Raw genomic sequence first — 22035 nt, 5'->3', positions numbered from 1 at the left:
CCACGCTCGTCCCGAGCGGTGCCGGCACCCACCCCCATCGACACGAGGAGCAACCAATGGCCGACAAGAACCAGGGCATCATCGATCCCCCCATCGACGAGCTGCTGTCGAAGGTCGAGTCGAAGTACGCGCTCGTCATCTTCGCCTCGAAGCGCGCCCGTCAGATCAACGACTACTACGCCGACCTGCACGAGGGCAGCCTGTTCGACAACGTCGGCCCCCTGGTCGACAGCTCGATCGACGACAAGCCGCTCTCGGTCGCCATGCACGAGATCAACGAGGACAAGCTCGAGGTGAAGCCGCTCGCCGCTCCCGCCGAGTAGCGCGACGACACGACCAGCCCCGTGACGGTGGTCGGTCCTATCATCTGACGAGGCCCCCGGGAGTCCATCCCGCGGGGCCTCATCGCGTCCGCACCCCCGCACGACACCCAGAGGAACACCGTGACCCTGACCGACACGACGACCGACACCACCACGACCGCACCGACCTCCCTGCGACTGTTCACGTCCGAGTCGGTCACCGAGGGCCACCCCGACAAGATCTGCGACCAGATCTCGGACGGCATCCTCGACGCGTTGCTCGCCGTCGACCCCGCCAGTCGGGTCGCGGTCGAGACGATGGTCACCACGGGGCTGGTGCACGTCGCCGGCGAGGTCACCACCAAGGGCTACGTCGACATCCCCACGATCGTGCGCGACCTCATCGTGGGCATCGGCTACGACTCGTCGGCCGTGAGCTTCGACGGTCGCACCTGCGGCGTCGAGGTCTCGATCGGGTCGCAGTCTCCCGACATCGCCCAGGGCGTCGACACGGCCCTCGAGGCGCGCGGCGGTGACGACGACCTGCTGAACCGTCAGGGTGCCGGCGACCAGGGCATCATGTTCGGCTACGCCACCAACGAGACGCCCCAGTTCATGCCCCTGCCGGTCTGGCTCGCCCATCGGTTGGCCGAACGCCTCGCGGCCGTGCGCAAGTCGGGCACCCTCGACTACCTCCGGCCCGACGGCAAGACCCAGGTCACGGTGGGCTACGACGGCGTCGTCCCGAAGACCGTCGACACCGTCGTGCTGTCCACGCAGCACTCTCCCGACGTCTCGAGCGAGCAGCTCGAGTCCGACGTCGTCGAGCACGTCATCCGGCCCGTCCTCGACGAGGCGGGCCTGTCGTCGGCCGACACCCGATTCATCATCAACCCGACGGGTCGCTTCGAGATCGGCGGCCCGCAGGGCGACGCCGGCCTCACCGGCCGCAAGATCATCGTCGACACCTACGGCGGCGCGAGCCGGCACGGCGGCGGGGCCTTCTCGGGCAAGGACCCCTCGAAGGTCGACCGGTCGGCCGCCTACGCCATGCGGTGGGTCGCGAAGAACGCGGTCGCCGCCGGCCTCGCCGACCGCCTCGAACTGCAGGTGGCCTACGCGATCGGCCGCGCGGCCCCCGTCGGCCTGTACGTCGAGACCTTCGGCACCGGCCACGTGGGCGACGACGTCATCACGGCCGCGATCAACTCTGTCTTCGACCTCCGCCCGGCCGCGATCATCCGCGACCTCGACCTCCTGCGGCCGATCTACGCCGCCACGTCGACCTACGGCCACTTCGGTCGCGACCTGCCCGACTTCACCTGGGAGGCGCTCGACCGCGTCGACGCCCTCCGGGCCGCCGCCGGGCTCTGAGCGTGCCGGCGGTCGCCGACACGCCCGTCGAAGGCGGCCCGCGCGTCGTCCGGGTGATGGTCGAGTCGCCCCTGCCGCAGCTCGACCGGTTGTTCGACTACGCCGTCCCCGAGCGGCTCCGTGAGCAGGTGTCGCCGGGCATCCGCGTCAGGGTGCCGCTCCGCTCGGCGGGTCGCATCGCCGACGGGTTCGTGGTCGAGGTCGCCTCGTCCTCCGAACACGCCGGTGACCTGAGCGAGATCGACGACGTCGTGTCGACCGTCTCGGTCCTGGCGCCCGAGGTGTGGCGACTCGCACGGGCCGTGGCCGACCGGGCCGGCGGTTCCGCCAGCGACGTGGTCCGACTGGCCGTGCCGCCCCGGCAGGTCCGGGTCGAGAAGGCCCACCTCGCCGCCACGGCCACACCCCCCGACGCGGCACCGGCCCCCTCCGCCGACGAGGCCGGGGCCGAGGCCGAGGCCTCACCAGGGGTCGTGGGCTACCGGTCGACCGACCTCGTGGGCCTCGTCACGGCCCGCGGCCGGGCCGCGGTCGACGCCGTGCCCCTCCTCGTCGAGCTGCCCGACGGCTCGTGGGTCGGGCACTGGGCGCTGACCACCGCCCAGCTCGCCGCCGTCGCACTCGACGCGGGCGACAACGCCATCGTCGCCGTCCCCGACTACCGCGACGAAGAGCACGTCCTGCAGGCCCTCGCCGCCGTCCTCCCGCCCGACCGCGTCGTCCGCCTCGACTCCCGGCAGTCCAACGCCGACCGCTACCGGGCGCTGCTCCGAGCCCGGGGCCACGAGCCCGTCGTCGTGGTCGGCAACCGGTCGGTGCTGCTCGCGCCCTCGGCGCGCCTCGGGCTCGTGGTGGTGTTCGACGACGGCGACCCGTCGTTCGGCGAGCCGCTGGCGCCCTACGTGCACGCCCGCGACACGGCGCTCCTGCGGCAGGCCCAGCAAGAGACCGCGCTGGTGTTCCTCGGTCACTCGCGCAGCACCGACGTGCAGCGGCTGGTCGAGATCGGGTTCCTCGCCGAGGTGCGTCCCGATCCGCGCTACCAGCCCCGCGTCGTGCCCACCGTCCGTCAGGCGGCGTCCGACGGCTTCGCCGCGCAGGCCCGCATCCCGTCGTCCGCCTACGCCCAGGCGAGGGCCGCGGTCGAGCACGGGCCGGTCCTCATCCAGGTCGCCTCGCCGGGCTACTCACCGCGCCTCGCCTGCGTGGACTGCGGCGACACGGCCCGCTGCCTGCGGTGCAACGGCCCCCTGCAGCAGCGCGAACGCGGGGCCACCCCCGCCTGCGCCTGGTGCGGTGCGCTGGCCGTCTCCTGGCACTGCCGCACCTGTGAGGGCACGCGCATGCGCGCCGTCGGAACCGGCGCCTCCCGCACGGCGGACGAGCTCGGCAAGGCTTTCCCCGGGGTGCGGGTCATCGTTTCGGACGGTGCCCGGGCCCTGACCCACGTCGACGACGCCCCGGCCATCGTGGTCGCCACGCGGGGCGCCGAGCCGGTGGCACCCGGTGGCTACCGCGCCGTCCTGCTGCTCGACGGTGAACGCATGCTCGCCCGCGAGAGCCTCCGCGTCGCCGAGGACTGCCTGCGCTGGTGGGCCAACGCGACGGCCCTGGCCGCCCGGCGTGCGCCGGTCGTCCTGGTCGGCGTGGGTGGGGCCATCGCCTCGGCCCTCGCCACCTGGGAGCTCGCGCGCTTCGTCTCGGCCGAGCTCGCCGACCGTCGGATACTGCGGTTCCCGCCCGCCGTCCGGGTGGCGACCGTGACCGGCACCGTCGAGACCGTCGCCCGGGCCCTCGACGACCTGCCCGACGAGGTCCGGGCCGAGACCCTCGGCCCCGTCGACGTCGAGGCCACGGGCGTCCGGGCCATCGTCCGCTTCGACTACTCCCGGGGCCACGACGTGGCCCTCGCCCTCCGGTCGCAGGTGATCCGCGCGGCGACCGACCGCCGCAAGGCCCTCGGTCAGAAGCGCACGAGAGCCGTCCCTACACTCAGAGTGCGGTTCGACGACGTCGAGCCGTTCGCCGACTGACCCGCCAGGAACCCCATGCGCCTCGTCTTCGCCGGCAGCCCGTCGGCTGCCGTGCCCTCGCTCACCGCCCTCGCCGCGGGCCCCCACGAGATCGTCGCGGTGCTGACCCGCGACGACACCCCGCAGGGCCGCAGACGCGTCCTCACGCCCACCCCCGTCGCCCTCGAGGCGGACCGCCTGGGCCTGCCCGTCGTCAAGGCGCGTCGTCTCACCCCCGAGGTCACGGCCGAGCTGACCGCCCTCGAACCCGACCTCGGCGTCGTGGTGGCCTACGGGGCCCTGTTGCGCGAACCCCTGCTCGGCATGCCCCGGCTCGGCTGGATCAACCTGCACTTCTCGTTGCTGCCGGCCTGGCGAGGCGCGGCCCCCGTCCAGCGGTCGCTCATGGCGGGCGACCAGGTGACCGGGGCGGCCGTGTTCCGGCTCGTCCCCGAACTCGACGCCGGTGACCTCTACGACACCCTCACACGGCCGCTCGACGGCACCGAGACCGCCGGCGACCTGCTCGACGAGCTGGCGCGCTCGGGCGCCGACCTGCTCGGCGGGGTGGTCGACCGCCTCGCCGACGGCACGGCCCGGGCGACCCCGCAGTCCGGCGACGTCACGCTCGCCCCGAAACTCACCCTCGCCGACGGGGACCTCGACGCCACCAGGCCCGCGGCCGAGCTGATCGACCGCTTCCGCGGGGTCACCCCCGAACCCGGCGCCCGCGTCGACCTCGACGGCACGAGCCTCAAGGTCACGGAGGCGCGGGTCACGCCCATGGACGAGTCGCCCCTCGAGGCCGGTCGCCTCGAGTCCCGGGGCCGCCGTCTGCTGCTGGGCACCGCCTCCTCACCCGTCGAGCTCGTCCGCGTCCAGCCCGCCGGCAAGAGGGAGATGTCGGCGGCCGACTGGTGGCGTGGCCTGCCCGACACGACGGACCGCCGTGTGACCCTCCCCACCACGCCCGGTGAGACCGACACGAACACCGAGACCGACACCGACACCGACACCGACACGAAGAGCACCCCATGAGCCGAGTCCAGCCCGCCCGCCAGGTCGCCCTCGACGTCCTGCGGGCCGTCGAGAACGACGACGCGTACGCCAACCTGCTGTTGCCGCAGCGCATCGTCCGGGCACGCCTCGGGGCGCAGGACGCCGGGTTGGCGACCGAACTCACGTACGGCACCCTGCGCCTCCGGGGCTACTACGACCGTGTCATCGCCCTGGCCGCGCGTCGGGCCACCGACGCCATCGACCCCGCCCTCCTCGACGTCCTGCGACTCGGCACGCACCAGCTGCTCTCGACGCGCGTGGCCGTCCACGCGGCCGTCGACGAGAGCGTCGAGCTGGCCCGACAGGTGGGCAGCCGCTCGGGCACGGGCTTCGTCAACGGCGTCCTCCGGACCATCTCGCGGTCGACGCCCGACGAGTGGCGCGAGCGCGTGCTGGCCGGGACGACCGGTGACGACGACCGTCTCGCGGCCGAGTGGTCGCACCCCGCGTGGGTGGTGAGGGCCTTCCGCCGGTCGCTCGCCGCCGAGGGGCGCGAGAGCGAACTCGTCGACCTGCTCTCGGCCGACAACGACGCCCCCAAGGTCAGCCTCGTGGCCCTGCCGGGACTCGCCGAGGTGTCCGAGCTCGGGTCCCCGAGCGGACGCCTGTCGCCGCTCGCCGCGACGAGCGGCGGGGGAGACCCCGCCCAGCTGGCGGCGGTCCGCGAGGGCCGCGCCCGCGTGCAGGACGAAGGGTCGCAACTCGCCGCGCTGCTGCTCAGCCGCCACCGGCCCGCCGGGCCGGGCGAGCGCTGGCTCGACATGTGCGCCGGCCCCGGCGGCAAGGCCGCCCTGCTGGGTGCCGAGGCCGCCCGCGCCGGTGCCCACCTCGTCGCCAACGAGCTCGTCCCCGCCCGGGCGGGTCTCGTCCGGCAGGCCCTCGAGGCGGTCCCCGGCGACGTCGAGGTGCTCGAGGGCGACGCGACGCGGTTCGGCGTCGACCGACCCGGCGGGTTCGACCGCATCCTGCTCGACGCTCCGTGCACCGGCCTGGGTGCCCTGCGGCGGCGACCGGAGGCCCGGTGGCGCAAGCAGCCGGCCGACGTCGGTCAGCTCACGGCCCTGCAGTCGCGACTGTTCGCCAGCGCCCTCGACGCGCTCGCCCCCGGGGGAGTCCTCGCCTACGTCACCTGCTCGCCGCACACCGCCGAGACGCGCGGCGTGGTCGAGACGGGCCTGCGCGGCCGCGAGGACGACCTGACGCTGCTCGACGCGACGGCCGGAGTCGAGCGCATCACCGGTCGAGAGGTCGACCTGGCGTCGGCACCGTTCGTGCAGCTCTGGCCCCACCGGCACGGCACGGACGCCATGTTCGTCGCCCTGATCGAGCGTCGCGCCGGACGGTAGGCTCGTCCCGTGTCGATCCGCATCAGCCCCAGCATCCTCTCGGCCGACTTCGCCAACCTCGAGCGCGACCTCCAGCGCATCGCCGACGCCGACCTGGTCCACGTCGACGTCATGGACGGCCACTTCGTCCCGAACCTGACCCTCGGCCTGCCGGTCGTGCAGCGCCTGGGCGAGGTCAGCCCCGTGCCGCTCGACCTGCACCTGATGATCGACGACGCCGACCGCTGGGCGCCGCGGTACGCCGAGACGGGTGCGTTCTCGGTGACGTTCTCGGCCGAGGCCGCTGTGGACCCCGTCGCGACGGCCCGCGCGATCCGCAGCAACGGGGCCCGCGCCTCCGTCGCCGTCAAGCCGGGCACCGACCTCGAGCCCTACCTGCAGTCGCTCGACGCGTACGACATGATCCTCGTCATGACCGTCGAGCCCGGTTTCGGCGGGCAGTCCTTCATGCCCGAGACGATGGCCAAGCTCTCCCGTGCGCGCGACGCCGTCCTCGCCTCGGGCCTCGACGTGTGGCTCGAGGTCGACGGCGGCATCACCACCGAGACGATCGTCACCGCGGTCGAGAACGGTGCCGACACGGTCGTGGCGGGGTCGGCGGTCTACGGCGGGTCGCCCGCCGAGAACATCGCTGCACTCCGGGCCGCCGCCGCGACGGTAGCCTTGACGTCGTGAAATCCTTCGACGACCTGTACTCCGAGCTCAGCGACAAGGCCCGCGACCGGCCCGAGGGTTCGGGCACCGTGGCCGAGCTCGACGCCGGCGTGCACCAGATCGGCAAGAAGATCGTCGAAGAGGCCGCCGAGGTCTGGATGGCCGCCGAGTACGAGGGCGACGTCGCGACCGCCGAAGAGATCTCCCAGCTGCTCTACCACCTGCAGGTCATGATGATCGCCAAGGGCATCACCCCGGCCGACGTCTACCGACATCTCTGAGCCGGCCTCCGTCACCCCCGTTCGTCACGCCGCCCGCGCGGCCCCCCAGCAGACAGAGAACCCCATGCTCCGCGTCGCAGTGCCCAACAAGGGCTCGCTCAGCGAGACCGCCTCCGCCATGCTCGCCGAGGCGGGCTACACCGGTCGCCGAGACCCCAAGACCCTCCACGTCGAAGACCCCCGCAACGGCGTCGAGTTCTTCTACCTCCGCCCCCGCGACATCGCGACCTACGTCGGCTCGGGCGCGCTCGACGTCGGCATCACGGGCCGCGACCTGCTACTCGACTCGCACTCGCCCGCCCACGAGGTCGCCCCCCTCGACTTCGGCGGCTCGACCTTCCGCTTCGCCGGCCCTCCCGGGCGCTTCGCCGACCTCCGTCAGCTGCAGGGCACGCGGGTCGCGACGAGCTACGCCGGTCTCGTCGGCACGTTCCTCGAGGGCCACGGCGTCACCGCGACGTTGGTGCCCCTCGACGGCGCCGTCGAGAGCGCCGTGCAGCTGGGCGTCGCCGACGCCGTGGCCGACGTCGTGTCGACCGGAGCCACCCTGCGGGCCGCGGGGCTCGAGATCTTCGGCCCGGTCATCCTCGAGTCGACCGCCGTGCTCATCTCGTCCGACGCCGACGTCGACGGGCTCTCGGTGCTGCACCGGCGCCTCCAGGGCGTCCTCGTCGCCCGGCAGTACGTGCTGATGGACTACGACGTTCCCGTCGACAAGCTCGACGCCGCCACGGCCGTCGCGGGCGGCATGGAGTCCCCGACCGTCTCGCCGTTGCACGACCGCGACTGGGCCGCCGTGCGCGTCATGGTGCCGCGGGCCGACACGAACCAGGTGATGGACGCCCTCTACGACCTCGGCGCCCGGGCCATCCTCGTCAGCCCGATCCACGCCGCGAGGCTCTAGCCGTGCCCGCCACCGGTGCCGCCGCCGACGCGACCCTGGCCGTCCGGGTCATCCCGTGCCTCGACGTGGCGGCCGGCCGCGTGGTGAAGGGCGTCAACTTCCTCGACCTGCGCGACGCGGGCGACCCGGTCGAGCTGGCCCGCACCTACTACGAGCAGGGCGCCGACGAGATCACCTTCCTCGACGTGACGGCCACGGTCGACGAGCGATCGACCACCTACGACGTCGTCCGCGCGACGGCCGAACAGGTGTTCATCCCCCTGACGGTGGGCGGAGGGGTGCGCACCACCGACGACGTCGCCCGGCTGCAGGCGGCCGGTGCCGACAAGATCGGCGTCAACAGCGCCGCGATCGCGCGACCCGACCTCATCGGCGAGATCGCCGACCGGTTCGGCGCCCAGGCCGTGGTGCTCTCCCTCGACGTGAAGCGCTCGGCCGGCACCGCCTCCGGCTTCGCCGTCACGACCCACGGCGGTCGCACCGAGACGACCCTCGACGCGCTCGACTGGGCCCGCGAGGCCATCGAGCGTGGCGCCGGCGAGCTGCTGGTCAACTCGATCGACGCCGACGGCACCAAGCAGGGCTTCGACCTCGAACTCGTCCGGGCGATGCGCGAGCTCAGCCGCGTGCCGGTCGTCGCGTCCGGAGGCGCGGGTCGGCTCGAGCACTTCGCCCCCGCCATCGAGGCGGGCGCCGACGCGGTGCTCGCGGCCTCGGTCTTCCACAACGGCGAGCTGACGGTCGGCCAGGTCAAGGACGAACTGGCCCGGTCGGGCGCCGTCGTCCGCTGAGCCGGGCCGACGTCACCCGCCCCGTCACGTCACCCGCCAGACCACGTCACGGAACCGACCCACCGCACCGCACCGCACCGCACCGCACCGCACCGCACCGAGGAGCACACCATGACCGACCAGCTGACGCGCGAGACGGTCGAGCCCGTCGTCGCCAGGGCCCGGTTCGACGCGTCGGGCCTGCTGCCCGCGATCATCCAGCAAGAGGGCACGAAAGACGTCCTCATGATGGGCTGGATGGACGCCGAGGCACTGCGACGCACGCTGACCGAGGGGCGGGTCACCTTCTGGTCGCGGTCTCGGCAGGAGTACTGGCGGAAGGGCGACACGTCCGGCCACGCACAGTTCGTCCGGGCCGCGGCCCTCGACTGCGACGACGACGTGCTGCTCGTCACGGTCGAGCAGATCGGCGCCGCCTGCCACACCGGTGCCCACTCGTGCTTCGAGGTCGACCCGCTCGAACCGGCCACCGCCTCCTCGTCCCCGTCGTCCGGCACCACCGACCCGTCCGGAGGCCCTCGTGCCTGACGCCCCGATCCGCTCCTCGACGACCCGCGCGCAGTTCGACGAACGACTGGCCGGGCACCGGGTCGTCCCGGTCGTCCGAGACCTCTTCGCCGACGGCGAGACGCCGGTCGGCGTGTACCGCAAGCTCGCCGACGGACGCCCGGGCAGCTTCCTGCTCGAGTCGGCGGCCCAGGGCGGCATCTGGTCCCGGTGGTCGTTCGTGGGCGTCTCGTCGTTCGGCGTGCTGACGACCGACGACGGCGAGGCCCGGTGGATCGACTACGGCATCGACCGCGACCGGGCCCTCGGCGACGCCTCCGGTCGTCCCCTCGAGGTGCTGTCGGCGCTCCACCAGCGGTGGGCGACCCCGCGCATCGACGGCATGCCTCCCCTCACCGGAGGCCTGGTCGGCTTCATCGGCTGGGAGGCCGTCCGCGAGCTCGAGCACCTGCCCGACGTGCCCCCGGCCGAGTTCACCGTCCCGTCGCAGGCGCTCAGCTTCGTGTCCGAGCTCGTGGCCCTCGACCACCGGACGGGGGCGGTCCTGCTCGTCGCGACCGCCCTGAACGACGGCACCGACGATCCCGACGTGCTGTGGGCCGACGCGCAGTCCCGGCTCGACGACCTCCAGTCCCGCCTGGCCGCGCCGAGCGAGACGTTCCTCGCCGACGTCGACCTGACGATCGAGGCGACGCCCACCCGACGGACCACCGACGTCGAGTACGCGCACGCCATCGAGCGGTCGAAACGGTACATCCACGACGGCGACGTGTTCCAGGTCGTCGTCTCGCAGCGCTTCGACCACGAGGTGACGGCCGAGCCGCTCGACGTCTACCGCGTGCTGCGCACGCTGAACCCGAGCCCGTACATGTACCTGGTGACGCTCGACGACGTCGCGGGGCGCCCGTACACGATCGTGGGCTCGTCGCCCGAGGCCCTCGTCAAGGTCGACGGACGCCGGGCCTACACGCACCCCATCGCCGGCTCGAAGCCCCGCGGCGCCACGCCCGACGAGGACCAGCACCTCGCCGACGAGCTGGCGTCCGACGAGAAGGAACGCGCCGAGCACCTCATGCTCGTCGACCTCGCCCGCAACGACCTGCTCAAGGTCTGCACGCCGGGCACGGTCGAGGTGACTGAGTTCATGCAGGTCGAACGCTTCAGCCACATCATGCACCTGGTCTCGAGCGTCGAGGGCGACCTCGCGCCCGGCCGGGACGCCATCGACGCCTTCCGGGCCACCTTCCCCGCGGGCACCCTGTCGGGTGCGCCCAAGCCCCGGGCGCTCGAGATCATCGACGAGCTCGAGCCCGCCCAGCGCGGGGTCTACGGGGGAGTCGTGGGCTACTTCGACTTCGCGGGCTCCGCCGACGTCGCCATCGCGATCCGCACGGTCCTGCTGCAGGACGGCGTCGCCCGGGTCCAGGCGGGCGCCGGACTCGTCGCCGACAGCGACCCCGTCGCCGAGAACCAGGAGGCGCGCAACAAGGCCGCGGCCCCGTTGCGTGCCGTCGCGGTCGCCAACGCAATGTCGAGGCTGCGCTGATGACCGCGCGCCGCCTGAAGCTGGCGACGATCCTGCTGGGCATCGTGCTGGCCGGGCTCGCCCTGCTGTCGTGGACCCAGGACTGGTTCCACGTCGTCGTCGCCTCGCCCCAGGGCGGAGACCTGCCCCTCGACGTCGCGGGCGACGTGGCCGGTGCCCCGTTGTCGGCCCTGGCACTGGCCAGCCTCGCCCTGTTCGGCGCCCTCACCATCGCCGGTCGGGTGTTCCGCGTCGTGCTGGGCCTGCTGCAGGTGGCCCTGGGCGCGAGCGTGATCGTGACGACGGCGACCGCTGTGGCCGACCCCGTGCGCGCCTCCGGCAGTGCGGTGACCACCGCGACGGGCGTCGACGGCACGGACTCGATCCGGGCCATCGTCTCGTCGGTCGAGCCCACGGCCTGGCCCTGGCTCGGACTCGTGGCCGGCGTGCTGGCCGCACTGCTCGGGCTCGCCACCGTCGTGCTGTCGGGCGCGTGGCCCGAGGCGACGCGCAAGTACTCGGCGACCCGGCTCGTCGCAGCCGACCCCGCGGCCGACCCCGCCGCCGCCTGGGACTCCCTGTCCGGAGGGGACGATCCGACCGACGACGAGCCCCGTTCCGACGAGTGCGGGTCGGGTCCGACCGACGAGGGCGGCACCCGGTAGACTCGGCCCTCGTACCGACCTGATCCAAGGAGCACTGTGAGCACGAACACGACGAGCACCCCCTCCGGTGGCGACGCGCCCCTGAAGAACGCCCCGGCGAAGGTCGACTCCGGCTCGAAGGGCCACGACGCCGAGTCGGCCGACGACCTCGGTCACGGCAACTCACCGGCGGCGTGGGCCGCCGTGGTCATCATGCTGGTCGGCTTCGCCATCGGCACCCTCGCGTTCTTCCTCGACGTCCCCTGGATCGTCTGGGCCTCGGCCGGCCTCGTCGTCGTGGGTCTGCTCGTGGGTCTCGTGCTCAAGCGCGTCGGCTACGGCGTCGGCGGTCACCGCTACGTGCCGAAGGCCCACAACTAGGTGCTCGACGACCTGTACGCGGGTGCCGTGGCCGACGCCCAGGCACGCCGCGAAGCCCTCCCGTTCGCCGCCGTCGAGGCGGCCGCCCTGTCGCGCCCGGCCGCGCTCGACGCCCGGGCCGCCCTCAGCCCGGCCGACCGGGTCAAGGTCATCGCCGAGGTCAAGCGGGCGAGCCCCTCGCGGGGCCACCTCTCGGCCATCGCCGACCCGGCCTCGCTCGCGGTCTCGTACGCCACGGGCGGGGCGAGCGCCATCAGCGTCCTCACCGAGGGTCGCAAGTTCAAGGGGTCCCTCGCCGACCTCGAGGCCGTCCGGGCCGCAGTCGACGTGCCCGTGCTCCGCAAGGACTTCATCGCCGACCCGTACCAAGTCTTCGAGGCCCGGGCGGCCGGAGCCGACCTCGTCCTGCTGATCGTCGCCGGGCTCGAACAACGCGTGCTCGTCGAACTGCACGACCTGGTGCGACAGCTCGGAATGACCGCCCTCATCGAGACCCACTCGGCCGACGAGGTGTCCCGTGGTCTCGACGCCGGCGCCACGGTCCTCGGGGTCAACGCCCGCGACCTCACCACCTTCGAGCTCGACCCCGACCTGTTCGGGCGACTGTCCGGGTCGATCCCGTCCGGGGTCACGCGCGTCGCCGAGTCGGCCGTCCTGTCTCCCGACGACGTCGCCCACTACCGGCGCGCCGGAGCCGACGTCGTGCTCGTGGGCGAGGCCCTCGTCACGCACGGCGACCCCGCCGACGCCATCACCCGCTTCCTGGAGGTCTGACCATGGCACTACGCGACGAGACGGGCCCCTACTTCGGCTCGTTCGGAGGGCGCTTCGTGCCCGAGTCCCTCGTGGCCGCGCTCGACGAGCTCGACGCCGCCTACAAGGCCGCGGCCGTCGACCCCGAGTTCGCCGCCGAGCTGACCGCCCTGCACGCCACGTACACGGGCCGCCCCTCGATCATCACCGAGGTGCCGCGCTTCGCGCAGCACGCGGGCGGGGCTCGCGTCATCCTCAAGCGAGAGGACCTGAACCACACGGGGTCCCACAAGATCAACAACGTGCTGGGTCAGGCCCTCCTGGCCCGCAAGCTCGGCAAGACGCGACTGATCGCCGAGACGGGCGCCGGCCAGCACGGCGTCGCCACGGCCACGGCCGCGGCCCTCTTCGGCATGGAGTGCGTCGTCTACATGGGGCAGGTCGACACCGAGCGCCAGGCCCTCAACGTGGCCCGCATGCGCCTGCTCGGAGCCGAGGTCGTCTCCGTCACGACCGGGTCGCGCACCCTCAAGGACGCGATCAACGACGCCATGCGCGACTGGGTGGCGAGCGTCGACACGACCCACTACGTCCTCGGCACCGTCGCCGGCCCGCACCCCTTCCCGGCCATGGTGCGCGACTTCCACAAGATCATCGGCGAAGAGGCCCGTCAGCAGGTCCTCGACCTGACGGGTTCGCTGCCCGACGCCGTCACCGCGTGCGTCGGCGGCGGCTCGAACGCCATGGGCATCTTCCACGCGTTCCTCGACGACCCCTCGGTGCGGCTCTTCGGCTTCGAGGCCGGCGGTGACGGGGTCGAGACGGGCCGCCACGCGGCCTCGATCACCCTGGGGCGCATCGGCAACCTGCAGGGCACCCGCTCGTACCTCATGCAAGACGAAGACGGTCAGACCCTCGAGAGCCACTCGATCTCGGCCGGGCTCGACTACCCGAGCGTCGGCCCCGAGCACGCGTGGTTGGCCGAGACCCACCGCGCCGAGTACCAGCCCGTGACCGACGACGAGGCGATGCAGGCGTTCCGCCTGCTCTCGCAGACGGAGGGCATCATGCCGGCGATCGAGTCGGCGCACGCCCTGGCCGGCACGATCAAGCTCGGCCGAGAGCACCCCGACTGGACGATCCTGGTCTCGCTCAGCGGCCGTGGCGACAAAGACGTCTCGACCGCCAGCCGGTACTTCGGCGTCCTCGACGAGAAAGCCCAGCAGCTGTGACGACCGACACCCCCACCGGCACCAGCAAGGTCGGCGCGGCCATCGCCGCTCGACGTCAGGCGGGCACGGGTGCCGTCGTCGGCTACCTGCCGGTCGGGTTCCCTGACCTCGACACGAGCATCGACGCCGCCGTCGCCATGGCCGAGAACGGCATCGACGTCATCGAACTGGGCATCCCGTACTCGGACCCGGTCATGGACGGCCCGGTCATCCAGGCCGCCACCCAGCGCTCGCTCGCCGAGGGGTTCCGCGTCCGCGACGTCTTCACGGCCATCCGCGAGATCACGGCCCGGGTCGACGCCCCCGTCATCCCGATGACCTACTGGAACCCGGTCGCGCAGTACGGCGTCCAGCGCTTCGCCGACGATCTCGCGGCGGCGGGCGGCGCCGGGCTCATCACCCCCGACCTCATCCCCGACGAGGCCGGCGACTGGACGGCCGCGGCCGTGGCGGCCGACCTCGACCGGGTGTTCCTGGCCGCTCCTTCGTCGAGCGAGTCGCGCCTCCGGCAGGCCGTGGCCAGCAGCCGCGGCTTCGTCTACACCGTCTCGACCATGGGCATCACCGGGGCCCGCACCGACGTCGACGCGGCGGCGAGCACCCTCGTCGCGCGCCTGCGCGAGGTGGGCGTCGAGAACGCCTGCGTCGGGCTCGGCATCTCGACCGCCCAGCAGGTGCGCGAGGTCCTCGAGTACGCCGACGGCGCCATCATCGGCTCGGCCTTCGTCCGTGCCCTGGCCGACGGTGGGGTGGAGCGCCTCGCCGAGGTGTCGGCCGACCTGTCCTCGGGTGCGGCTCCCTCCGCCTCCTGACCCCTCGGGCGCGAGAGCACTCGCGCTAGAGTCGTCACCCGTCGGGTGACCGACGTCCCGAACCCCTCCGAAAGGCACACCGACCGTGTTCGTTCCCCTGAGCATCCCGAGCCCGTCGGCCGCGTGGCAGTACTTCGACGTCACCGCCTGGTTGAACTCGACCTTCGGGGCCTCGTTGCCCGGCTCGCTGCGCATCCACGCCTACGCCATCTGCATCCTCGTCGGCATCGTGGCCGCCGTGCTCATCACGAACCACCGTCTGAACCGACGAGGCGCCGAGAAGGGCATCGTCATCGACGTGGCGATCTGGGCCGTGGTCTTCGGCATCGCCGGGGGTCGGTTCTTCCACGTCGTGACGCACCCGGGGGACTACTTCGCCGGGCAGGAGTGGTGGCGAGCCTTCGCCGTCTGGGAGGGCGGCCTCGCCATCTACGGTGCCCTGCTGCTCGGAGCGGTCGGCGTCTGGCTCGGCTGCCGTTTCACCGGCCTCAGGTTCACGGTGTTCGCCGACGCACTGGCCCCCGGCCTCCTCGTCGCCCAGGCCTTCGGTCGACTCGGCAACTGGTTCAACCACGAGCTGTTCGGCATGCCCACCGACCTGCCCTGGGGGCTCGAGATCGAGTCGACCAACGCCGCCTACCCGACCGGCCTGCCCGAGGGCACGCTCTTCCACCCCACGTTCCTCTACGAGATCGTCTGGATGCTCGCCGGGGTCGCGCTCCTGCTGCTCATCGAGAAGAAGACGTCCATGCAGTGGGGCAAGTCGCTCGCGTTCTACCTCGTCTGGTACGGCATCGGTCGTGCCTGGTTCGAGTCGATCCGCACGGACCCCAGCCTGCTCTTCTTCGGCATCCGCACCAACGTGTGGATGAGCTTCTTCGCGATCGTCCTGGGAGTGGTGGTCTTCGTCATCGCCTCGCGGCGCCACACGGGGACCGTGCCCGGGCCGTACGTGCCCGGACGCGCTCCGAGCGACCGATCGTCTGCTGTAGACTCCGACGACACGTACACGGAGAACGACGAACCCGAGTTGGTCACCGTCGGCGCATCGGACGACAACACCGATCGCTCACCGCGTCCCTAGGTCGTCCACTCCACGACGACCGCGGGCCCGGCGCCCCACCGTCGTGGCGCCTGATCCCCTCCACCCCATCCCGGTGGGGGCGATCCGCCCGCGACACGGTTCTGTCCACGCACCTGCGCCTCGTAAGATCGAGCGCAGTCGTCGACTCGCGTCGACGTGCACGCCCACGGTCGCCACGAGCCGACCCATCCCGCCGCGTCGGGGCCGACCACAGACCCCGGCCTCGTCGAGCACCTCGGGCCGACGACGTCCCGCCCCCTGTCGGATCTCTTCGTGAGGACGGATTCCATGGCTCTCACGCCAGCACACCAGCAGTTCAGCACGGTCCCCGAGGCCAGCGGCCTCTACGACCCGCGCAACGAGAAGGACGCCTGTGGCCTCGCCATGGTCGCGACCCTGCGCGGAACCCCTGGCCACGACATCGTCGACACCGCCCTGCGGGCCCTCCGCAACCTCGAGCACCGCGGCGCCGTCGGCTCCGACGCCGGCACCGGCGACGGCGCGGGCATCCTCTGCCAGGTGCCCGACGAGTTCTTCCGGCACGAGGTCGACTTCGACCTGCCGCCCGCCGGCCAGTACGCCGTGGGCATCGCGTACCTGCCCCTCGACGACCAGGAGCGCGCCGAGCTGAAGACCGGCATCGAGCGCATCGCCGACCTCGAGCACCTCGACGTCCTCGGCTGGCGCGAGGTCCCCGTGCGACCGGAAGAGCTCGGCACGCTCGCCCGGAACGCCATGCCCGCCTTCGAGCAGCTCTTCGTCGCCAGCCGCAACCACGACGCCGACGGCGTCCCGCTCGCCGGCGTCGCACTCGACCGCCAGGCCTTCCGGCTGCGGAAGCGTGCCGAGCGCAAGCTCTCCGCCTACTTCACGTCGCTGGGCAGCCGGACCATGGTCTACAAGGGCATGGTCACCACCCTGCAGCTCGAGCCGTTCTACCCCGACCTGAGCGACGAGCGCTTCGCGTCGAAGCTCGCCATCGTGCACTCCCGCTACTCGACGAACACGTTCCCGTCGTGGCCGCTCGCGCAGCCGTTCCGCATGATCGCGCACAACGGCGAGATCAACACGGTCCGCGGCAACCGCAACTGGATGCGCGCCCGCCAGTCGCAGCTCGAGAGCGAGCTGATCGGCGACCTGAAGCCCATCCTGCCGATCGTCAGCCCCGGGGCGAGCGACTCGGCCTCGTTCGACGAGGTCGTCGAGCTGCTGAGCCTCACCGGCCGGTCGCTTCCGCACGCCGTCATGATGATGGTGCCCGAGGCGTGGGAGAACCAGGTCGACATCGACCCGACCCTGCGCGACTTCTACGAGTACCACTCGATGCTCATGGAGGCGTGGGACGGTCCCGCCGCCATCACCTTCACGGACGGGACGCACGTCGGTGCGACCCTGGACCGCAACGGCCTGCGCCCCGGGCGCTACCTCGTGACCGACGACGGCCTCGTCGTCCTCGCGAGCGAGATCGGCGTCATCGACGTCGACCCTGCCAAGGTGGTCCGCAAGGGGCGACTGCGCCCGGGCAAGATGTTCCTGGTCGACACCGAGGCCGGCCGCATCATCGAGGACGACGAGATCAAACGTGACCTCGCGACGGCAGCCCCCTACGGGGAGTGGCTCGCCGAGGGACGCATCCACCTGTCCGAACTGCCCGAGCGCGAGCACATCGTCCACACGCCCGCGTCGGTCACGCGTCGTCAGCGCACCTTCGGCTACACCGAAGAAGAAGTCCGCATCCTGCTGACCCCCATGGCCAAGGCGGGCGCGGAGCCCCTCGGCGCCATGGGAAGCGACACGCCGATCGCCGTCCTGTCCGAGCGCCCGCGCCTCCTGTTCGACTACTTCACGCAGCAGTTCGCCCAGGTGACGAACCCCCCGCTCGACTCGATCCGCGAGTCGGTCGTCACGTCGCTCAAGCTGGGCCTCGGCCCCGAGCGCAACCTGTTGGCGGCCACGCCGGAGCACGCCCGCCAGGTGATCCTCGACTTCCCGGTCATCGACAACGACGAGCTCGCCAAGATCCAGCACATCGACCCGAGCCCCGGGTCGCGGGTGACGTCGACCATCCGCGGGCTCTACCGCGCCGACAAGGGCCCGCGGGCACTCGAGAAGCGCATCTCTGCCATGTGCAACGAGGTGGACGACGCCATCGAGGCGGGGGCCGAGTTCATCGTCCTCTCCGACCGCGACTCGAACGCCGACTTCGCGCCGGTGCCCTCGCTGCTCATGATCGCGGCGGTCCACCACCACCTCATCCGCACCGAGAACCGCATGAAGGTCGGCCTGATCGTCGAGGCGGGTGACGTCCGCGAGGTGCACCACGTGGCCACGCTGATCGGCTACGGCGCGTCCGCGGTCAACCCGTACCTGGCGATGGAGACCTGCGAGAACCTCGTCCGAGCCGGCATGATCACGGGGCTGAGCCCCGAGGACGCCGTGCACAACCTGATCAAGGCCCTCGGCAAGGGCGTGCTGAAGATCATGTCGAAGATGGGCATCTCGACGGTGTCGAGCTACGCCGCCGCCCAGGCCTTCGAGGCCGTCGGCCTGAGCCAGGAGTTCGTCGACACCTACTTCACGGGCACCTCGTCGATGCTCGGCGGCGTCGGCATCGACGTGATCGCGGCCGAGAACAAGCAGCGCCACACGAGCGCCTACCCCAGCGACGGCTCGGTCATCGCCCACGAGCGTCTCGCGACGGGCGGCGAGTACCAGTGGCGTCGTGAGGGCCCCCGGCACCTCTTCAACCCCGACACGGTGTTCCGGCTGCAGCACGCGACGCGGACGCGCCGCTACGACATCTTCCGCGAGTACACGAAGCTCGTCGACGACCAGGCCGAGCAGCTGATGACGCTCCGCGGGTTGTTCCGCCTGAAGCACGGGGCGCGACCCGCGGTGCCGCTCGACGAGGTCGAGCCGATCGAGTCGATCGTCAAACGCTTCTCGACGGGGGCGATGAGCTACGGCTCGATCTCGCAGGAGGCGCACGAGACCCTGGCCATCGCCATGAACCGGCTGGGCGGCAAGTCGAACACCGGCGAGGGCGGCGAGGACGTCGACCGCCTGCTCGACCCCGAACGTCGCAGCGCCGTGAAGCAGGTCGCCTCGGGCCGGTTCGGCGTCACGAGCATGTACCTGACCCACGCCACCGACATCCAGCTCAAGATGGCCCAGGGCGCCAAGCCCGGCGAGGGCGGACAGCTGCCGCCGACCAAGGTCTACCCCTGGGTGGCGCGGACGCGCCACGCGACCGCGGGCGTGGGCCTCATCTCGCCGCCGCCGCACCACGACATCTACTCGATCGAGGACCTCAAGCAGCTGATCTTCGACGTGAAGCGCGCCAACCCCGCGGCTCGCGTCCACGTCAAGCTCGTGAGCCAGTCCGGCATCGGTGCTGTCGCCGCGGGGGTCACCAAGGCGCTGGCCGACGTCGTCCTGGTCTCCGGTCACGACGGGGGGACGGGCGCGAGCCCGCTCAACTCGCTGAAGCACGCCGGCACGCCGTGGGAGATCGGCCTGGCCGAGACGCAGCAGACGCTGATGCTCAACGGCATGCGCGACCGGGTGGTCGTGCAGGTCGACGGGCAGATGAAGACCGGTCGCGACGTGCTCATCGCCGCCCTGTTGGGTGGAGAAGAGTTCGGTTTCGCGACGGCGCCGCTGATCGTCGAGGGCTGCATCATGATGCGCGTCTGCCACCTCGACACGTGCCCCGTCGGCGTCGCGACGCAGAACCCCGAGCTCCGGGCTCGCTTCTCGGGCAAGCCGGAGTTCGTCGTGAACTTCTTCGAGTTCCTCGCCCAAGAGGTCCGCGAGTACCTTGCTGCCCTCGGCTTCCGCAGCCTCGACGAGGCCATCGGCCGGACCGACGTGCTCGACGTCGACCGGGCCGTCGACCACTGGAAGGCCTCGGGTCTCGACCTCGCCCCCGTGCTGGTCGGTCCGTCCTTCGCGGACGACGAGCCCCGCCGCAACCTCACGACGCAGGACCACGGCCTCGACGACCACTTCGACGTCCAGCTCATCGAACGCAGCGCCGACGTGCTCGAGAACGGCGGCCACGTCGAGATCACGCTCCCCATCCGCAACACCGAGCGGGCCGTCGGCACGATGCTCGGTCACCAGGTGACCCTGCGTCACGGCGAGCACGGCCTGCCCGACGGCAGCATCGAGGTGAACCTCACGGGGTCGGCCGGGCAGTCCCTCGGAGCCTTCCTCCCCGCGGGCATCACGCTCCGGCTCGAGGGCGACAGCAACGACTACGTGGGCAAGGGACTCTCGGGCGGCAACGTCGTCGTGCGACCGCCGCGGGGCAGCGGCTTCGCGGCCGAGGAGAACGTCATCGCCGGCAACGTCATCGGCTACGGCGCCACGCAGGGCAGCATGTTCCTGCGGGGCATCGTGGGGGAGCGGTTCCTGGTCCGCAACTCGGGGGCCAGCGCAGTCGCCGAGGGCGTGGGCGACCACGCACTCGAGTACATGACCGGTGGTCTCGCGGTCATCCTCGGCGACACCGGCCGCAACCTCGGTGCGGGCATGTCGGGCGGGACGGCCTACGTGCACCGGCTGAAGCCCGAACGGGTCAACGCCGAGGCCCTGGCCTCCGGCGAGCTCGAACTGCACCCCCTCGGCAGTGCCGACGTCGAGATCCTGACCGACCTGCTGCAGCGGCACCTCGTCGAGACCGGGTCGCCCGTGGCCCGGCGGATGCTCGACGACCTCGACGCCACGGTGGCCGAGTTCGTCAAGGTGCTGCCGCGCGACTACGCCGCCGTCCTCGCCACCCGGCAGACGGCCGTCGACGAGGGTCTCGACCCCGATGGCGACGAAGCATGGAAGAGAATCCTGGAGGTGACCGGTGGCTGACCCCAAAGGCTTCCTGAAGACGCAGTCCCGCGAGCTGCCCAAGCGCCGACCCGTGTCGGTCCGGCTCATGGACTGGAAAGAGGTCTACGAGCAGCAGGAGAGCGGCGAGCTCCGACGCCAGGCCGGCCGCTGCATGGACTGCGGCGTGCCGTTCTGCCACCAGGGGTGCCCCCTCGGCAACCTGATCCCGGAGTGGAACGACCTCATGTGGCGCGGCGAGGGCCGTCAGGCCATCGAGCGACTGCACGCGACCAACAACTTCCCGGAGTTCACGGGTCGCCTCTGCCCCGCACCGTGCGAGTCGTCCTGCGTGCTGGGCATCAACCAGCCCCCGGTCACCATCAAGCAGGTCGAGGTCTCGATCATCGACCAGGCCTTCGCCAACGGCTGGGTCACCCCGCACCCGCCCGAGCGACTGACGGGCAAGACCGTCGCCGTCGTCGGGTCGGGCCCCGCCGGCCTCGCGGCCGCCCAGCAGCTCACGCGCGCCGGTCACACCGTCGCGGTCTACGAGCGCGAGGACCGCATCGGCGGCCTGCTGCGCTACGGCATCCCCGACTTCAAGATGGAGAAGAAGCAGCTCGAGCAGCGCATCGCCCAGATGCAGGCCGAGGGGACCCGTTTCCGCGCCCGCGTCGAGATCGGGCGCGACATCGCGTGGGACGACCTGCGCGCGCGGTACGACGCCGTGGTCGTGGCGACGGGTGCCACCGTGCCCCGTGACCTGCCCATCCCGGGACGCGACCTCTCGGGCATCCACTTCGCCATGGACTACCTGGTGCAGCAGAACAAGGCCGGCGCCGGCGACACGGTGTCCGACCAGATCACGGCGGAGGGCAAGCACGTGGTCGTCCTGGGCGGCGGCGACACCGGAGCCGACTGCATCGGCACCGCGCACCGTCAGGGCGCCCTCTCGGTCACGAACCTCGCCATCGGCCAGCAGCCGCCGGACGAGCGCCCCGAGGCCCAGCCCTGGCCGATGTTCCCCACCCTGTTCGAGGTGTCGAGCGCCCACGAAGAGGGCGGCGAGCGGGTCTACCTCGCCTCGACGGTCGAGTTCCTGACGAACGAGGTCGGCGAGGTGCGGGCGATCCGCGTCGCCGAGACCGAGTACGTCGACGGCCGCCGCGTGCCCAAGGCCGGCACCGAGCGCGAGGTCCCCGCCGACCTCGTCCTCCTGGCCCTCGGCTTCACCGGCCCCGAGCGTGAGACCATCGAAGAGCAACTGCGCCTCACCTTCGACGGCAAGGGGTCGCTCGAACGAGGTGCCACCTACGAGACCGGCGAGCCCGGCGTCTTCGTCACGGGGGACGCCGGACGCGGCCAGTCGTTGATCGTCTGGGCCATCGCCGAGGGCCGGGCGACGGCCTCGGCGGTCGACGCCTACCTCGAGGGCGAGACCGTGCTGCCCTTCCCGGTGAAGCCCACCGATCGATCCCTCTCGGTCTGATCCGGCCTTCCGACGGGAATAGGGTGGTCGTCGGGTCTGCAGTCGTCCCACCACCATT

The 22035-nt window shown here is 71.9% G+C and carries 19 protein-coding genes; all 19 read left to right on the top strand.

What is annotated here, in order from left to right:
* Window positions 1-56: 56 nt before the first annotated feature.
* The 19 genes from rpoZ to ASG05_RS01090 all read left to right on the top strand — a co-directional run bounded on the left by rpoZ (window position 57) and on the right by ASG05_RS01090 (window position 21977).
* Window positions 57-323, top strand: a complete 267-nt coding sequence (gene rpoZ / locus ASG05_RS01180) for a DNA-directed RNA polymerase subunit omega (protein ID WP_043592764.1) — start codon at window positions 57-59, stop codon at window positions 321-323.
* Between the two features lie 126 nt (window positions 324-449).
* Window positions 450-1676: a methionine adenosyltransferase gene (metK, locus tag ASG05_RS01175; protein WP_056258192.1), complete on the top strand. Its 1227-nt coding sequence runs from the start codon at window positions 450-452 to the stop codon at window positions 1674-1676.
* Between the two features lie 2 nt (window positions 1677-1678).
* Window positions 1679-3709: a primosomal protein N' gene (locus tag ASG05_RS01170; protein ID WP_235491349.1), complete on the top strand. Its 2031-nt coding sequence runs from the start codon at window positions 1679-1681 to the stop codon at window positions 3707-3709.
* A 15-nt stretch (window positions 3710-3724) separates the two neighbouring features.
* Complete coding sequence (gene fmt / locus ASG05_RS01165; protein WP_082486202.1) at window positions 3725-4726, top strand: methionyl-tRNA formyltransferase; 1002 nt, start codon at window positions 3725-3727, stop codon at window positions 4724-4726.
* Window positions 4723-6093: an RsmB/NOP family class I SAM-dependent RNA methyltransferase gene (locus tag ASG05_RS01160; protein WP_056256371.1), complete on the top strand. Its 1371-nt coding sequence runs from the start codon at window positions 4723-4725 to the stop codon at window positions 6091-6093. The genes fmt and ASG05_RS01160 overlap by 4 nt, the downstream gene beginning before the upstream one ends.
* A gap of 9 nt (window positions 6094-6102) precedes the next feature.
* A complete protein-coding gene (rpe, locus tag ASG05_RS01155) occupies window positions 6103-6768 on the top strand; it encodes a ribulose-phosphate 3-epimerase (RefSeq protein ID WP_056256369.1) in 666 nt (221 codons plus the stop codon).
* On the top strand, window positions 6765-7028 hold the full coding sequence (locus tag ASG05_RS01150) for a phosphoribosyl-ATP diphosphatase (protein ID WP_056256365.1): 264 nt from the start codon (window positions 6765-6767) through the stop codon (window positions 7026-7028). The genes rpe and ASG05_RS01150 overlap by 4 nt, the downstream gene beginning before the upstream one ends.
* Before the next feature lie 64 nt (window positions 7029-7092).
* Window positions 7093-7932: an ATP phosphoribosyltransferase gene (hisG, locus tag ASG05_RS01145; RefSeq protein WP_056256362.1), complete on the top strand. Its 840-nt coding sequence runs from the start codon at window positions 7093-7095 to the stop codon at window positions 7930-7932.
* Between the two features lie 2 nt (window positions 7933-7934).
* Complete coding sequence (hisF, locus tag ASG05_RS01140) at window positions 7935-8723, top strand: imidazole glycerol phosphate synthase subunit HisF (protein WP_056256360.1); 789 nt, start codon at window positions 7935-7937, stop codon at window positions 8721-8723.
* A 111-nt stretch (window positions 8724-8834) separates the two neighbouring features.
* Window positions 8835-9251, top strand: a complete 417-nt coding sequence (gene hisI, locus ASG05_RS01135) for a phosphoribosyl-AMP cyclohydrolase (protein ID WP_056256358.1) — start codon at window positions 8835-8837, stop codon at window positions 9249-9251.
* The gene (locus tag ASG05_RS01130) at window positions 9244-10776 is read left to right on the top strand and encodes an anthranilate synthase component I (RefSeq protein ID WP_369814024.1); all 1533 of its coding nucleotides are present in this window, start codon (window positions 9244-9246) and stop codon (window positions 10774-10776) included. The genes hisI and ASG05_RS01130 overlap by 8 nt, the downstream gene beginning before the upstream one ends.
* Entirely contained in the window at window positions 10776-11420 is a 645-nt protein-coding gene (locus ASG05_RS01125; protein ID WP_056256354.1) for a Trp biosynthesis-associated membrane protein, read from the top strand. The genes ASG05_RS01130 and ASG05_RS01125 overlap by 1 nt, the downstream gene beginning before the upstream one ends.
* An 81-nt stretch (window positions 11421-11501) precedes the next feature.
* Window positions 11502-11780, top strand: a complete 279-nt coding sequence (locus tag ASG05_RS01120) for a DUF6704 family protein (RefSeq protein ID WP_056258182.1) — start codon at window positions 11502-11504, stop codon at window positions 11778-11780.
* Window positions 11781-12554, top strand: coding sequence for an indole-3-glycerol phosphate synthase TrpC (trpC, locus tag ASG05_RS01115; protein ID WP_056256351.1), 774 nt, complete (start codon window positions 11781-11783; stop codon window positions 12552-12554).
* A 2-nt stretch (window positions 12555-12556) separates the two neighbouring features.
* Window positions 12557-13765, top strand: a complete 1209-nt coding sequence (gene trpB / locus ASG05_RS01110) for a tryptophan synthase subunit beta (RefSeq protein ID WP_056256349.1) — start codon at window positions 12557-12559, stop codon at window positions 13763-13765.
* Window positions 13762-14577, top strand: coding sequence for a tryptophan synthase subunit alpha (gene trpA, locus ASG05_RS01105; protein ID WP_056256347.1), 816 nt, complete (start codon window positions 13762-13764; stop codon window positions 14575-14577). Before trpB ends, trpA begins: the two co-directional genes overlap by 4 nt.
* Before the next feature lie 85 nt (window positions 14578-14662).
* Window positions 14663-15661, top strand: coding sequence for a prolipoprotein diacylglyceryl transferase (lgt, locus tag ASG05_RS01100; RefSeq protein WP_056256346.1), 999 nt, complete (start codon window positions 14663-14665; stop codon window positions 15659-15661).
* A 288-nt stretch (window positions 15662-15949) separates the two neighbouring features.
* Window positions 15950-20527 carry a glutamate synthase large subunit gene (gene gltB, locus ASG05_RS01095; protein ID WP_056258178.1) on the top strand — a complete coding sequence of 1526 codons (4578 nt, stop codon included), beginning with the start codon at window positions 15950-15952 and terminating at the stop codon, window positions 20525-20527.
* Window positions 20520-21977 carry a glutamate synthase subunit beta gene (locus ASG05_RS01090; RefSeq protein ID WP_056256344.1) on the top strand — a complete coding sequence of 486 codons (1458 nt, stop codon included), beginning with the start codon at window positions 20520-20522 and terminating at the stop codon, window positions 21975-21977. Before gltB ends, ASG05_RS01090 begins: the two co-directional genes overlap by 8 nt.
* Window positions 21978-22035 lie beyond the last annotated feature (58 nt).

It is taken from the genome of Frigoribacterium sp. Leaf186, assembly GCF_001423905.1.
Lineage (GTDB): Bacteria > Actinomycetota > Actinomycetes > Actinomycetales > Microbacteriaceae > Frigoribacterium.
Note: the sequence above shows the minus strand (reverse complement) of the source record. Positions and strands in the feature narration are given on the sequence as shown.

Excerpts from the sequence above, each read along its gene's own strand:
- hisI (WP_056256358.1), top strand. The coding sequence starts at position 8,835 with ATGACCGACCAGCTGACGCGCGAGACGGTCGAGCCCGTCGTCGCCAGG.
- ASG05_RS01160 (WP_056256371.1), top strand. The coding sequence starts at position 4,723 with ATGAGCCGAGTCCAGCCCGCCCGCCAGGTCGCCCTCGACGTCCTGCGG.
- rpoZ (WP_043592764.1), top strand. The coding sequence starts at position 57 with ATGGCCGACAAGAACCAGGGCATCATCGATCCCCCCATCGACGAGCTG.
- gltB (WP_056258178.1), top strand. The coding sequence starts at position 15,950 with ATGGCTCTCACGCCAGCACACCAGCAGTTCAGCACGGTCCCCGAGGCC.
- ASG05_RS01125 (WP_056256354.1), top strand. The coding sequence starts at position 10,776 with ATGACCGCGCGCCGCCTGAAGCTGGCGACGATCCTGCTGGGCATCGTG.
- hisG (WP_056256362.1), top strand. The coding sequence starts at position 7,093 with ATGCTCCGCGTCGCAGTGCCCAACAAGGGCTCGCTCAGCGAGACCGCC.
- trpB (WP_056256349.1), top strand. The coding sequence starts at position 12,557 with ATGGCACTACGCGACGAGACGGGCCCCTACTTCGGCTCGTTCGGAGGG.
- fmt (WP_082486202.1), top strand. The coding sequence starts at position 3,725 with ATGCGCCTCGTCTTCGCCGGCAGCCCGTCGGCTGCCGTGCCCTCGCTC.